Source organism: Streptomyces sp. NBC_01176 (assembly GCF_045039825.1).
In the GTDB taxonomy this organism is placed as follows: domain Bacteria; phylum Actinomycetota; class Actinomycetes; order Streptomycetales; family Streptomycetaceae; genus Streptomyces.
Genome location: NZ_CP108600.1, coordinates 2,812,850 through 2,825,782 on the forward strand (window position 1 = coordinate 2,812,850; position 12,933 = coordinate 2,825,782).

General features: G+C 74.3%; 9 protein-coding genes. 3 read left to right on the forward strand and 6 right to left on the reverse strand.

Annotation, left to right across the window (positions count from 1 at the left end):
• Positions 1–179: 179 nt before the first annotated feature.
• A complete protein-coding gene (gene treY / locus OG199_RS11950; protein WP_405829418.1) occupies positions 180–2,618 on the forward strand; it encodes a malto-oligosyltrehalose synthase in 2,439 nt (812 codons plus the stop codon).
• A 277-nt stretch (positions 2,619–2,895) separates the two neighbouring features.
• On the forward strand, positions 2,896–4,146 hold the full coding sequence (locus OG199_RS11955) for a M14 family zinc carboxypeptidase (RefSeq protein WP_405829420.1): 1,251 nt from the start codon (positions 2,896–2,898) through the stop codon (positions 4,144–4,146).
• A 28-nt stretch (positions 4,147–4,174) separates the two neighbouring features.
• Here OG199_RS11955 and OG199_RS11960 read toward each other — a convergent pair whose 3' ends face one another.
• The 3 genes from OG199_RS11960 to OG199_RS11970 form a co-directional block, all read right to left on the reverse strand.
• Positions 4,175–4,810 carry an SSI family serine proteinase inhibitor gene (locus OG199_RS11960; protein ID WP_405829421.1) on the reverse strand — a complete coding sequence of 212 codons (636 nt, stop codon included), beginning with the start codon at positions 4,808–4,810 and terminating at the stop codon, positions 4,175–4,177.
• A complete protein-coding gene (locus OG199_RS11965) occupies positions 4,807–6,174 on the reverse strand; it encodes a M14 family zinc carboxypeptidase (protein ID WP_405829423.1) in 1,368 nt (455 codons plus the stop codon). Before OG199_RS11965 ends, OG199_RS11960 begins: the two co-directional genes overlap by 4 nt.
• A gap of 312 nt (positions 6,175–6,486) precedes the next feature.
• A complete protein-coding gene (locus OG199_RS11970) occupies positions 6,487–7,038 on the reverse strand; it encodes a DUF1707 and FHA domain-containing protein (protein WP_356807986.1) in 552 nt (183 codons plus the stop codon).
• A 193-nt stretch (positions 7,039–7,231) separates the two neighbouring features.
• On the opposite strand from OG199_RS11970, the gene treZ reads away from it, so the two are divergent.
• Positions 7,232–8,977 (forward strand): malto-oligosyltrehalose trehalohydrolase, encoded by a 1,746-nt coding sequence (gene treZ, locus OG199_RS11975; RefSeq protein WP_356807988.1) that lies wholly within the window; start codon positions 7,232–7,234, stop codon positions 8,975–8,977.
• Between the two features lie 337 nt (positions 8,978–9,314).
• Here treZ and OG199_RS11980 read toward each other — a convergent pair whose 3' ends face one another.
• From OG199_RS11980 to OG199_RS11990, 3 genes are all read right to left on the reverse strand, one after another.
• A complete protein-coding gene (locus OG199_RS11980; RefSeq protein ID WP_405829425.1) occupies positions 9,315–10,244 on the reverse strand; it encodes an aminoglycoside phosphotransferase family protein in 930 nt (309 codons plus the stop codon).
• Positions 10,245–10,273: 29 nt separating this feature from the next.
• Positions 10,274–11,389 carry an aminopeptidase P family protein gene (locus tag OG199_RS11985; protein ID WP_356805839.1) on the reverse strand — a complete coding sequence of 372 codons (1,116 nt, stop codon included), beginning with the start codon at positions 11,387–11,389 and terminating at the stop codon, positions 10,274–10,276.
• A 218-nt stretch (positions 11,390–11,607) separates the two neighbouring features.
• Positions 11,608–12,285, reverse strand: coding sequence for a PDZ domain-containing protein (locus OG199_RS11990; protein WP_405829427.1), 678 nt, complete (start codon positions 12,283–12,285; stop codon positions 11,608–11,610).
• Positions 12,286–12,933 lie beyond the last annotated feature (648 nt).

Genomic DNA, 12,933 nt, shown 5'->3' on the forward strand with positions numbered 1-12,933 from the left:
CCGTCGATCCGCCCGGCCCGCCCACCCGGCCCGGCCCCGACCGGACGGTCTCCGGGCGGCTCCGGCCGAGGACGCGGGGCACGCGCACGGGTCTTCCCGTGTCCGGGACCCGGCACCACAGGAACCCGTATGCGGGCGTCGATGTAACGAAACCGGGCGAGAGGGGTACGTAGGTTCCCATGACACCTGAGCGTCCCGAACGGGAGATCCCGGACTCCATGGTTCCCGCCGCGCCGACCGCCACGTACCGGCTCCAACTGCAACCGGAGTTCCCCTTCGCGGCCGCCGAGGCCGCCGTGCCGTACCTGGCCTCGCTCGGGGTCTCCCATCTGCACCTGTCCCCCGTCCTGGAGGCCGTCCCCGGTTCGGCCCACGGCTACGACGTGGTGGACCACACCCGCGTCCGGGAGGAACTGGGCGGCGAGCCGGGACTGCGCTCCCTCGCCCGCACCGCGCGCACGCACGGGCTCGGTCTGGTCGTGGACATCGTGCCCAACCACATGGCCATGGCCCCGCGTCACAACCGCCCGCTGTGGGAGGTGCTGCGCGAGGGACCCGAGTCGCCGTACGCGCGCTGGTTCGACATCGACTGGGACGCGCAGGACGGCCGGCTGCTGCTGCCGGTGCTCGGGGGCCGGCTCGGCACGGAGATCGACCGGTTCAAGGTGGACGGCGACGTACTGCGCTACTACGACCACGAGTTTCCGCTGCGCGAGGGCACGCGGGAGCTGCCGCTGCCCCAGCTCCTGGACGCGCAGTGGTACCGCCCGACCTGGTGGCGGCTGGCCCGAACCGAACTGAACTACCGCCGCTTCTTCAGCATTTCGGAACTCATCGGAGTCCGGGTCGAGGACCCGGAGGTGTTCGCGGCGACCCACGGCAAAATCCTGGAGCTGCTGGCCGACGGCGTGGTCGAGGGACTGCGTGTCGACCATCCGGACGGCCTGGCGGACCCGGACGCGTATCTGCGCCGCCTGCACGAGGCGACCGGCGGACGCTGGACGGTCGTCGAGAAGATCCTCGCGGCCGGTGAGCCGCTGCCCGCCGCCTGGCCCGTCGCGGGCACCACCGGCTACGACGCGCTGCGGCAGGTCGACGGCCTCTTCACGGACCCGGCGGGAGCGGCTGAACTCCTGGGACAGTACCGGAAGTTCGCGGCTCCGCAGGCCGACCTGGGCGGCTCCTGGGAGGCGACGGTGCGCCGGGCGGCGTACCAGGTGATCACCCACGAGCTGGCCACCGAGTTCGACCGCCTCACGCGTGCGGCGGAGCGTCTGTGCGCCCGCTCCTTCGACCCCGGACTGCGTGACCACGCTCCCTGGGCCCTGGGCGCCGCGCTGCGCGAGCTGCTCGTGCGGGTCGACGTGTACCGGCCGTATCCCTCCACGGACGCCTCCGGGATCGTCACCGCGGAGGCCGCCGCCGAGGCCCGCGCGGTCTTCACCGTGCCGGAGGAGGCGCACGCCGTGGACGTCGTACGGAACCTGGTGCTCGGGCGCGGCGGGGACGGCCCGGAGCACGCGGAGTTCCGGGCACGGTTCGCCCAGACCTCCTCCGCGCTGCGGGCGAAGTCCGTGGAGGACACGGCGTTCTACCGCTACGTGCCCCTGCTGTCGGCCAACGAGGTGGGCGGCGACCCGGGGGCTCCGGCCGTGACCCCGGAGGACTTCCACGCCTACTGCGCGCGCGTGCAGCGCGACTGGCCCGGCACCGGGACGGCCCTGTCCACCCACGACACGAAACGCAGCGCCGACGTACGCGCGGCCCTGTCCGTGCTCACCCAGTGCCCGCGCCGGTGGGGCGACCTCCTGACCGAGGTGACGCCGGAGGGGGCGGCGGGCGTACCCGACCCCCAGCTGGCGTGGGCCGCGTGGCAGACGGTGTTCGGGCTGGGCCCCGCCGACGCGGACCGCGTCCGGGGCGCGCTGCTGAAGCACGTCCGGGAGGCGGGGCTGCACACCGCCTGGACCGAGCAGGACCCCGCGTACGAGGAGGCGGTCGCGGCGTTCGTCGCGGCGGGCCCGTGCGGGGCGCCCGGACGCCACGTGGCCGACTTCAGGGCAGGGCTCGCGCCGCACGTCCGGGCGAACGTCCTGGGAGCCGCCCTGGTGCAGCTGACCATGCCGGGGGTGCCGGACGTGTACCAGGGCACCGAGGACGAGTACCTGGCGCTGGTGGACCCGGACAACCGGAAGCCGTTCGCACCGCCCCGGCGGTCCTCGCCGCGGCCGTCGGCGCGGGACGCCGCTGAGGTCTCCGAGAAGGCCGCGCTCACCACGGCGGCGCTCCGGCTGCGCGGGCGGCGCCCGGACGTCTTCGGCGACACGGCGACGTACGCGCCGCTGACCGCGGAGGGTCCGGGTGCCGCGCACTGCGTGGCGTTCGTGCGCTCCGGGGAGGTGGTCTCGGCCGTCACCCGGCTGTCGCTGCGGCTGACGGACGAGGGCGGCTGGCGCGACACGCGTCTCGCGCTGCCCGCCGGACGCTGGACGGACCTGCTCGCTCCGGGACGGGAGTTCACGGGGCACGCGCGGGTCGCTGAGCTCTTCGAGCGGTCGCCGGTGGCGCTGCTCGAACGCGTCGCCGAGGACGGCCCCGACTCCGCGACGAGCGGCTGACATCAGGGCCGCCGCGACGGGCCGAACGTCCGGCGCCGGGCACGGAACGCGGCCCCCGTACGCCCATACGGGTGATGTCGGGGGCTCACCACCGGGCCCCGGCCCGCGCCGGAGGATCGACGAACGCCCAGGCGGGGCCTCCCTCTTTCGGTGACGCAGGCGCGGGCTGCCGGCGGTGGACGCCACCTGGCGCGCCCGGCGCCGGCCCACCTCTGCTTGACAGTTCCCGCAGTCCGTGGAGTACTGCGGAAAGCGATGCAGGGCGGACAAGTCGGGGGTGAGTCTCCTGCAGGAGCTGCGCTACCCCAGTGTGGCCGAAATCGTCGCGTCCGCACGGGCGTTGGCGGCTCACCGGCCCGGCCTGTGCAGGCTCAGACAGATCGGCGTCTCACGCGCGGGCAGGCCGCTCCACCTGCTGTCCGTCGGTCACGCGCGGCGCGCGGTCCTCGTCGTCGCGGGCGCCCACGCCAACGAGCCGGCCGGGGGTTCGACGCTGCTGTCGCTGGCCGAACGCGTCCTGTACGGAGCGGAGTTGAGGGCCGACACCTCCTGGCACTTCCTGCTCTGCGCGGACCCGGACGGGGCGAGTCTGCATGTGACGCCGGCGCCGCGCACCCTGCTCGACTACCACCTCGGTTTCTTCCGTCCGGCCGGACCCGAGCAGCCGGAGTGGTCGCCGTCCGTACTGCCGCCCGACAGGCTGCCGCCGGAGACCCGCGCCCTCACCCGGGTCATCGACGAGCTGCGGCCCTACCTCCAGGCGACCCTGCACGGCACCGATCTCGGCGGCAGCTGGGTGCAGTTGACCAAGGACATCCCGGGGCTCGCCGAGCCGTTCGCCAAGTCCGCGGCGGAGCTGCACATCCCGGTGGAGACGGGCGCGTCGGACGCCGCGGGCTGGCCGGCCTCCGGGCCCGGGGTGCATGTGATGCCGGCCCCCGGCTCCGACGCGGCCTATCCGAGCATGCCCGACGACGCGCGCCACAGCACCTGGTACCACGCGCACCGGTACGGGGGGCTGACCGCGGTCGTCGAGGTCCCGATGTGGGCCAGCGACCTGGTGGCCGACCCCGCCCCGCACCCGGCACCGGCCGCGGCGATGCGGGGTCTGGCGCACCGGCTGCGGCGGGACGCGCGTCAGGTGGAGGCGGTGCTGACGGAGGTCGTGGCGCGGCTGCCCGGCCCCGACGGGCCGCTCCTGCGGGCCGCCAAGTGGGCGCTGGAGCTGGTGCCGGGGCTCGCCGACGACTGGGTCCGGACCCCGCCGGCGAACACCACGAGGGCGTACGTCGGCAGCGTGGACGCGTTCGGGCGCCGGCTGCCGCTGCGGGCCGCGGCGATGCTGCTGCGCGTCCTCCAGGAGGTCGACGACCGGGCGGCGCCTCGCCTCGAACGCCTTGTCGCCTCCTGGAGCGACGCCTTCGCCGAACGCTTCGGCGCCCGCTGGGTCCCGTTGGAGCATCAGGTCGAGCACCAGTCCCGCACGGTGGTCGCGGCGGCCCTGCACGCACGCGGCAACGCGGCCTGAGCCGCTCCAGCCGCACCAGCCGCTCCAGCTACTCCCCCAGCGCGAACACCACGCCCGTGGCGGCACCCATCACGCAGGAGTTCGCGAAGGTGTGCGCGTAGGTGACGGGGCGGCCGTCCCACTCGCCGCGCGCGGCGGCGGTGACGGGTGCGTAGATCATGGGGCACAGGACGCCGGGCGTGACCGGGAGGCGGCCGATGTCGCCCTCGACGGCGGTGAGTTCCGCGCAGGCCTGTGCCGCGTGGGGGTGGCCCTGGGGCGGGTCGCAGAGCAGCAGTGCGCCGCGGGTGTCGGTGCCGGGGGTGGTCTCCGCCCGGAGGCGTGCTCCGGCAGGTGCTCGGACCGGTGCTCCGACGGGTGCCCGCAGGGGTGGGAGGGCTTGGGGAGAGGCCTCGCCGCGGGTGATCGTGAGGTGGAGCCAGCTGCCGGGGACGGCCCGGTGGGACGTCCCCGGGACCGGTTCCCGTACAGAGGCCGCTGCTGGAGTCGGTACAGGGGCCGAGATCAAGGCAGGAGGAGGGGCCGGGGCCATGGCCGATGCCAGGGTCGGTGCCGGTGCCGGTGTCGGTGCCATGGCCGATCCCGGTGCCGGTGCCGCGGCGGCTGTGAGCAGGGCCGCCGCGGCCAGCAGCGCGCCGCGCAGCGCTTCGGTGGTTCTCGTCATTCCCGGTGCATCGGCAGTGCGGCCTGTGGACTCCACCCCGTCTCACCCGAAGGGGAGCCCACCGGTGCGTACCGCCCGGCGAGTTCGAACGCGGCGATCACCACGCGCGCCTGGTACTCGACCTGGCGCGCGACCGGGATCCAGCGTGCCCCGCAGCCTTCCCGGTAGTCGGCGCACCAGGCGTCGATCAGCCGGTCCAGCTCCGGCAGCGCCCTGCGCGGGTCGCGCCCGGAACCGGTGACGAGCTGGTGCAGCAGACCGGCCGTGCGCAGGGCGACCCGGCGCCCGGCGAGGCGCAGGGACGTCAGCCGGGCGGTGCCGAGCGACGGCAGGGGCCGCGAACCGGAGTCCCGCAGATCGGGGTCCCAGGAGTCCGCGAGGCCGGGGCCGACCAGTAAATAGTCGTCGACCGGCGCGAGGAGGCGGGCCGCGTCCGGAGCGGTGCCGAGACCGGGGCGCACGCGCGCGAGGATGCCCTCGAGAAGGCGTGTGTCGTTGCGCAGCGTGTGGCTGACGGAGCGCAGCACCGCGTCGGTGTCGGCGGGCCGGGTGGCGTCCTCCACGGCCGCCACGCCCCACATGGGTGCCTCGACGACCGCCGTGACGGTGCCGTGGCGGTGCGGGTGGAACCAGGTGGACTCCACCGCGGCCTCGGTGATCGCGGCGGCCAGGTCGCCGCGGTGCGGCGGTGGGATGCGGTAGACGGCGGGCCCGAGGGGCGGCCAGTACAGGGTGTCGTACGGTCCGAGCTCGCGCGGGATGCCGAGCCGCGCGGCGGTGTGGGCGACGCGCTGGGCGAGGCCGGGCAGTTCGCGGGTCAGCTCGACGAAGGCGCCGCCGACGTCGACGCCGTGCAGGGAGCACTGGAAGAAGGGCCGCAGTTCGTCCTGGAGGTCGAGGAGGGCGCGGGTCTCGGGCAGGGTCACGGCGTCCGCGCCTTCGGGCAGCCACTCGGGCTGTTCGAGGAAGCCGGGGCGGAAGAAGTGCCGGAAGTAGCGGCCGAGGGTGTACGGGCCGGACAGCCAGGCCTCGTTGCGGCGGGAGCCGTCGGGGTCGAGGCAGAGCAGCAGGTTCCAGGTGGCGTCCGCGCCGTCGCGCAGCCGGGGGTCGGCGAGCACCCGTTCCGCGAGGCGGAGGACCGTGGCGCCGCCCACCGGCTCGTTGGCGTGCGGTCCGGCGACGACGAGGGCCTGGCGGTGGCCGTGCCCGACGGACAGGAGCCAGAGGGGTGTGCCCGCCCGGGACGTGCCCACGCGGCGCAGCCGGGCGTCCCTCGGACGGCGGGCGACGAGCGCGGCGGCACGGGCACCCAGCTCGTCGACGGTCGGGTAGCGGAGGAGTGGCGGCAGGGCGCACCTCCACACATGTGGTGCCGTCGCTTCACCTGATGTACACGGTGTACGCACAGTCAGTCATGACTGTGAAGGTACGTCAACACCGCGGAACACAAGGGAAGGAGACGAAATCGCTGAGTGAAACCCAGGCCAGAACTCGGCCCGGCCGTGCCGGAGGTTGTGAGGATCGGACGGACAGGGAACATCGGACAGGCCGGTCGGATCAGAGCGGATCGGACGGACCGGGAGGATCAGGCCGATCGGTCGGATCGGTCGGGCCGGTCGGGTCGGTCGGATGGGCTGGACGGTCGGTCGGATGGGTTGGACGGTCGGTCGGCCGGATCAGGAGGACGACAGTCGGAAGAACATCCGTCCGAAACCGATCTGGTCGCCGTCCTGGACGACGGCCGCGCCGATCACGCGCCGTCCGTTGACCGTCGTCCCGTTGGTCGACCCCAGGTCGCGCAGCACCCACAGGCCGCCCTGGCGGCTCAGCTCGGCATGGATCCGTGACACCGTCTCGTGGTTGAGGCGCAGCCCGCTGGCGGGGTCGCGGCCGATCCGCAACGGGTAGCCGTTGCCCGGGTGGGGCAGCAGCAGCTTCGGAAGCCGCTCGGCCTGCCACGCCCTGCGCACCCGTACGGTGAAGCCGGAGACGGCCTCGACGGTGCCGAACACCAGCTTCGACCAGCGGCCCTCGGTGGTCAGGTCGGCGGTGAGCGCGGCGAGTTCGTCGGACCGGCGGGCGGAGAGCGCCAGCTCCATGCGGTGGATGAACGTGTCGTGCGAGAGACGTCCGAGAGCGACGCCGTCACGGAGGGCCTTCAGCGCCCGGTCGCGTTCCGCGTCGGACAACCGCGCGGGGTACGTGTGGAACTCGAAAGACGACGTCACGCAGGTGATTGTCGGTCAGGAGGCGCGGGGTGTCCAGAAGACCCGGAAACGGCCGTCCCCACCGACATGTTCCCGCCGCGCGTCCATCACGTGGCGAACGCGCGGCAAATGGGTGGAGAGGAGCGCGAATCGATCTCGGGTGGCGCACCATGGACGGGCTACGTCACGGAGAGCGGACAAGGGGGAACCGTCAGTGCGGTTCGAGGTGTGGGCACCGCAGGCCGACCGGGTGGCACTCCACTGCGAGGGCGCCACGAGCGCGCTGGAGCGCGATCCGGAGCGCGCCGGGTGGTGGACGGGAGACGCGGAGGCGCGGGACGGGACGCGCTACGGGTTCGCGGTGGACGACGGCCCCGTACTGCCCGATCCGCGCGCGCGGCGGCAGCCGGACGGCCCCGACGGGCTGAGCGCGGTGGTCGCCCAGGACCGGTACGCCTGGCGCGCCGAGTGGGCCGGCCGTCCACTGCCGGGCGCGGTCCTGTACGAGCTGCACGTGGGGACGTACACCCCCGAGGGCACCCTGGACTCGGCCGCCGAGCGGCTCGGGCATCTCGCGGAACTGGGCGTCACACACGTCGAGTTGATGCCACTGTGCCCGTTCCCCGGGCGGCACGGCTGGGGATACGAGGGTGTCTCGCTGTGGGCGGTGCACGAGCCGTACGGCGGCCCCGAGGCCCTGAAGCGCTTCGTGGACCGGGCGCACGAGCTGGGCCTCGGCGTCGTCCTCGACGTGGTGCACAACCACCTCGGCCCGTCCGGGAACCACCTGCCCGCGTTCGGGCCGTACTTCACGGACACCCATCAGACGCCCTGGGGCTCGGCCGTGAACCTGGACGCGCCCGGTTCGGACGAGGTGCGGGCCTATCTCGTCGGCAGCGCGCTGGCGTGGCTGCGGGACTTCCGTCTCGACGGGCTGCGGCTGGACGCGGTGCACGCGCTGCGGGACACCCGCGCGCTGCACTTCCTGGAGGAGTTGTCCACGGCCGTGGACACGCTCGCCGACGAGCTGGGGCGGCCGCTCTTCCTGATCGCCGAGTCGGACCTGAACGACCCTCGGCTGATCTCCTCCCGCGAGGAGGGCGGCCTCGGGCTGCACGCCCAGTGGAACGACGACTTCCACCACGCGCTGCACACCACACTGACCGGTGAGACGCAGGGCTACTACGCGGACTTCGCGCGGGCCCCTTTCGCGGCCCTCGCCAAGACGCTGACGTCGGGCTACTTCCACGACGGCACCTGTTCGAGCTTCCGCGGGCGCCACCACGGCCGCCCGCTCGACCGTACCCGGGTCTCGGCGCACCGGCTGCTCGGCTACTCCCAGACCCACGACCAGATCGGCAACCGCGCCCAGGGTGACCGCCTTTCGGCGTCGCTCTCCCCCGGGCTGCTGGCCTGCGCGGCCGCGCTGACGCTCACCGGGCCCTTCACCCCGATGCTGTTCATGGGTGAGGAGTGGGCCGCGGGCACGCCCTGGCAGTTCTTCACCGACCACACGGATCCCGAGCTGGCGGAGGCCGTACGGCGGGGCAGACGACGGGAGTTCGCGGCGCACGGCTGGGCCGAGGAGGACGTCCCCGACCCGCAGGACCCGGCGACGCGGGAGCGTTCCTGTCTGGACTGGTCGGAGCCCGAGAAGGCGTTCCACGCGCGCGTGCTGGCCTGGTACCGCGAGCTGATCGCCCTGCGCCGGCGGCACCCCGACCTCTCGGACCCCGATCTCGCCGCCGTCAGGATCGCCCACGACGAGGGAGGCCGTTGGCTCGCCCTGCGGCGCGGGGACGTCCGGGTGGCGGTGAACCTCGGCAAGGAGGCGGCCGGGATCCCGCTCGGCCTGAGCCGGGCGCGCGTGCTGGCCGCGTGGGAGCCGGTGCGGACACCGGACGCGGACGGGCTGCTGAGCGTGCCCGGCGAGTCGTGCGTGGTGCTGACGCAGGCGTGAGAACGCGGACGCCGGCCCGCGTGGACGGTGCGGCGGACCGTGTACGGCGGGTCCGGCCGTCGGGGACCCGTACGTCGGGCACGGCCGGCGGACCGTACGGCGCACCGCGGTCCGGAGACCGCGGTCCGCGGTCGACGGACCGCGGTCTCCGGACTGGGGTCTCCGGACTGGGGTCTCCGGACTGGGGTCTGCGGTCTCCGGACCGCGCGGACGGCAGACTGCGCTCGCGAACCGCGTACGGACACGTGAGCGTGACGTCGCGTGTGTACGGGTGCCTCCGGCCGCGCGCACCTCGCGTCGCTCGCGGGTTCGGCGGCGTGCGGGCCGCCGAGGGGGCTCAGTCGTCGCCCGGCAGTTCCGTGACCCGCTCCAGGAGGATCGACTCCCAGGCGCGGCGGAGTTGGGTCCGCCGCGGCGCCAAGGGGCTGTCGTCCCGGCCCGCGAGCCGGTCGGCGAGCCGGATCACCGTGTCGCAGCGGGCCAGCCACAGGCCGCGCAGACAGGGGCGGGCGCCGTACCCGGCGAGGGTGGCGGCGCGTACGGCGGCGGGAGCCCCGACGGCCGCGGCGAGTCCGGCGATGTCCTCGGCGGGGTCCCCGAGGACCGCGCCGGTCCAGTCGAGGACGCCCCGCACCCGCCCGTCCGCGCTCACCACCAGGTGCTCCCCCTTGAGAGCGTGGTGCACGAGGACGGCGGCCCCGGTCTGGGCGGCGAGCTGGACGGCGGCGGCGGCGGTGAGCTGCGCGAGGTTCCCGGGGTCGAACTCGTCCTCGGCGGCCAGCCGCTCGGCGGCCCCCTCGGCGGCCGTCCGCAGCTCCTCCAGGGAGCGCGGCTCGGCGCGGGGCACACCGAGCGTCTCCGCCTGCCGTACGGGCACCTCGCGCAGTCCGGTGAGCAGACCGGCCAGGTCCGCCTCCCCGACCGCCGAGACGTCCCGCACCTCGCCGGAGCGCCCGGGCAGTCTGGTGTCCAGCGTGTAGGCCAGTCCGACCGCCCAGTCCCCGTGCGCGACGCACTTCGGCACGGGGACCCCGACCAGCGGACGGACCAGGTCGCGCACCCTCAGTTCGCGGCGCCCGCGCATCGCGGCCTCACGGTCCCGGGTGAGCCGCAGCACGTGCCGGCGGCCGACCCACCAGGTGGAGTGCTCGCCGGCCTCCGTCACGGGCCGCACCTCGGGCCCCGCGTCGGCCGACTCGCTGTCGGCGATCAGTGAACGGACCAGTCGGCGGACGGTGTCCGCGGTCGGTGCCGGTGCCTGGGTCACGGTCGCGCCGTGGTGCTCCCGGTGGCCCGTCAGTCGACGATCGCCATCTCGCGGGACGTGGTGTTGAGGCGCCATCCGCCCTCCTCGGTCACCGTCACGATGTCCTCGATGCGCACCCCGAAGCGGCCGGGCAGATAGATGCCGGGCTCCACCGAGAAGCACATCCCGGGCACGAGGGGCTGCTCCTCGCCCTCGATCATGTAGGGCGGCTCGTGCGTGGTGACGCCGATGCCGTGCCCGGTGCGGTGGATGAAGCGGTCTCCGTATCCCGCCTCGGCGACGACCGCGCGGGCCGCCCGGTCGACGTCCTGGCAGGCGGCCCCCGGCCGGACCGCCGCGACGCCCGCCTCCTGGGCCGCGCGCACCACGTCGTGGACCTCGCGCTCCTCGGCGTCCGGTTCGCCGACGTGGACCGTGCGGGAGGTGTCGGAGCCGTAGCCGTGCTTGAGGCCTCCGAAGTCGAGGACGACCATGTCGCCGCGCCCGATCACCCGGTCGCCCGCCTCGTGGTGCGGGTTGGCACCGTTGGGCCCCGAGGCGACGATCGTGAAGTCGACCTGGGAGTGCCCGAACTGCCGGAGCAGATCGGCGATGTCGGCGGCGACATCGGTCTCCCGGCGTCCCCCGAAGGGCACCTTCCGGATTTCCTCGTACGTCGCGTCCGCGGCCTCGCCCGCCGCCGCCAGCCGCTCCAGTTCCGCCGCGTCCTTGACGGCGCGGAGCATCGGAAGGGCTTCGGTGAGGGCGACGTAGCGGGAGTCCGGCAGCCGCTTCTGGAGACCGAGCAGGTGCAGTGCCCAGCCGTTGTCGCTGACACCGAAGCGGCCGCCGCCGTCGACGAGCGACGCGGTGGCCTCGTACGGGTCCTTGCCGTCGGTCCAGTCACGGAGGGTCAGCGTGGGTGCCGCGGCCGCCGCGTCCGGGGCCTCCAGGGTCGGCACCACCAGCACGGGGTCCTGTCCGGCCCGCAGCACCAGCAGGGTGAGCCGCTCGGTCTCCACCGGCCGGTAGCCGGTCAGCCACACCAGGTCGGGTCCGGGGGCGACCAGGAGGCCGTCGAGTCCGGCCTCCGTGGCGGCCTCGGCCGCGCGCCGCATACGGACCTCGTAGTCACCGGCGGTGAAGGGTGTGGGCGTGCCGGTCATCCATGCCTCCGCATGTCCGAGTTCCCCGCAGGGGCTACGGGCAGCATCCTGCCCCTTCGTCGCGGCCCTCGCGAGCCGCTCGCGAGGGCTCCGGAGCCGTTCCCGGGGTCTTATGGACGATGGTATGCCTCTGTGACCCGGGATCCGCCGGTTCGCGACCGCGTACGCCCGGTCCGTGGGCCGGGCGTCACCCGGGGGTGAGCCGGCCGGCGCCCGTGTCAGGTCACGATGCCCGGAACTGCGGACAGCTGCTGACGGCCGCCGCCGGCATGGCGCACACCGAGCGTCACCGCGCTCCCCGGATCCGCCGAGGCGACGGCCCTCGCCAGGTCGGCGGCCGAGCCGACGTGGGTCCCGCCGAAGGCGTCGAGCACGTCCCCGCGGACCAGACCGGCCGCGTAGCCCGGGCCGGGGTTGTGGACACCCGTGATCAGCGCACCGGCGCCCTTGGGCGCGTCGACGGCCTCGACCCCGAGCGTCGCCCTGGTGACCGCCTCGGCACCTCCACGCGGGGACGCGGACCGGGGCCCCGCGCTCTCACCCGGCCCCGCCCCCGGGCTCTGCCGTCCCCCCTGTCCGTGTCCCGCCTCTTGCCCCTGCCCCTGTCCGTGTCCCTGCCCCTGTCCGTGCCCCTGCTCCCGACCTGCCTTGGCGTCGCCGGCCTGCTTCTGCAGGTCCGCCAGCCTGCTCATGCCGATCACCGTGGCGCCCACGGTGCCGAGCCCGACGCCCGACAGAACCAGGACGGTCCCGACGAAGAGGCCGAAGAGCAGGGACATCAACCGCCTGCCACGGCGTCGCACGGCGTGCGGGCGCCGGACGGCGGGCGCCGGACGAACGTCGCCGCCCGGCTCCTGACCGGGCATCGGCTTGGGACGCAACGCGGTCTGTTCCATGGATCGCCTCCGGCAGCTGCTCTACGGACCGCCCCCAGCTGTTGATCTACCCTGCGCCCCGGCGCACGACGATTCACGAACGAGTGAGACTGACACCGGCGTTCGAATCGCCCGCGTGCCCCGCCGCCCGAGCCGCGCCCGGCCGAAGCCGGAAGTCCCGTTGTCGGTGCCGGCTGTTACGTTCGGTGACATGACCGATCACGCCCTGCGTCTGTTGCGGAACGACCCCCGCCTGGCCGAACTGGCCGCGTTCCCCTTCGACTTCGACCTCGACCGGGCGGAGCACGCCGAGGACGTACGGCTCGCCTCCGGTGGACCGCTGGAGCCGATAGCGGGCGACGACACAGGGGGAACGTACTTCGTGTGCGGAGACGGCTCCGTGCTCTACGCGGACTCCGAGGGCTCGGCCGGAGTCATCGGCAACAGCGTGGACGAGGCCCTGGAGGTGCTGGTCGGGCTGCCCGGCTGGCACGACCACCTGCGGCTCACGCCGGCCGACGGGGAGGAGAGGATCCTCGCGGCGGTCGCCGAGAGCGAGGAGGAGATCCGGGAGTACTACAGCATCGACGCCGAGCGGAGCGAACTGCGGGCCGCACTCGGCCTGCCCGAGCGCTCCCCGGCGCAGCTCGTCGGCATGCTGCACACCGC

Coding starts and splice junctions, on each gene's coding strand:
- treY (WP_405829418.1), top strand. CDS start 180: ATGACACCTGAGCGTCCCGAACGGGAGATCCCGGACTCCATGGTTCCC.
- OG199_RS11960 (WP_405829421.1), bottom strand. CDS start 4,810: ATGACGAGAACCACCGAAGCGCTGCGCGGCGCGCTGCTGGCCGCGGCG.
- OG199_RS11985 (WP_356805839.1), bottom strand. CDS start 11,389: ATGACCGGCACGCCCACACCCTTCACCGCCGGTGACTACGAGGTCCGT.
- OG199_RS11990 (WP_405829427.1), bottom strand. CDS start 12,285: ATGGAACAGACCGCGTTGCGTCCCAAGCCGATGCCCGGTCAGGAGCCG.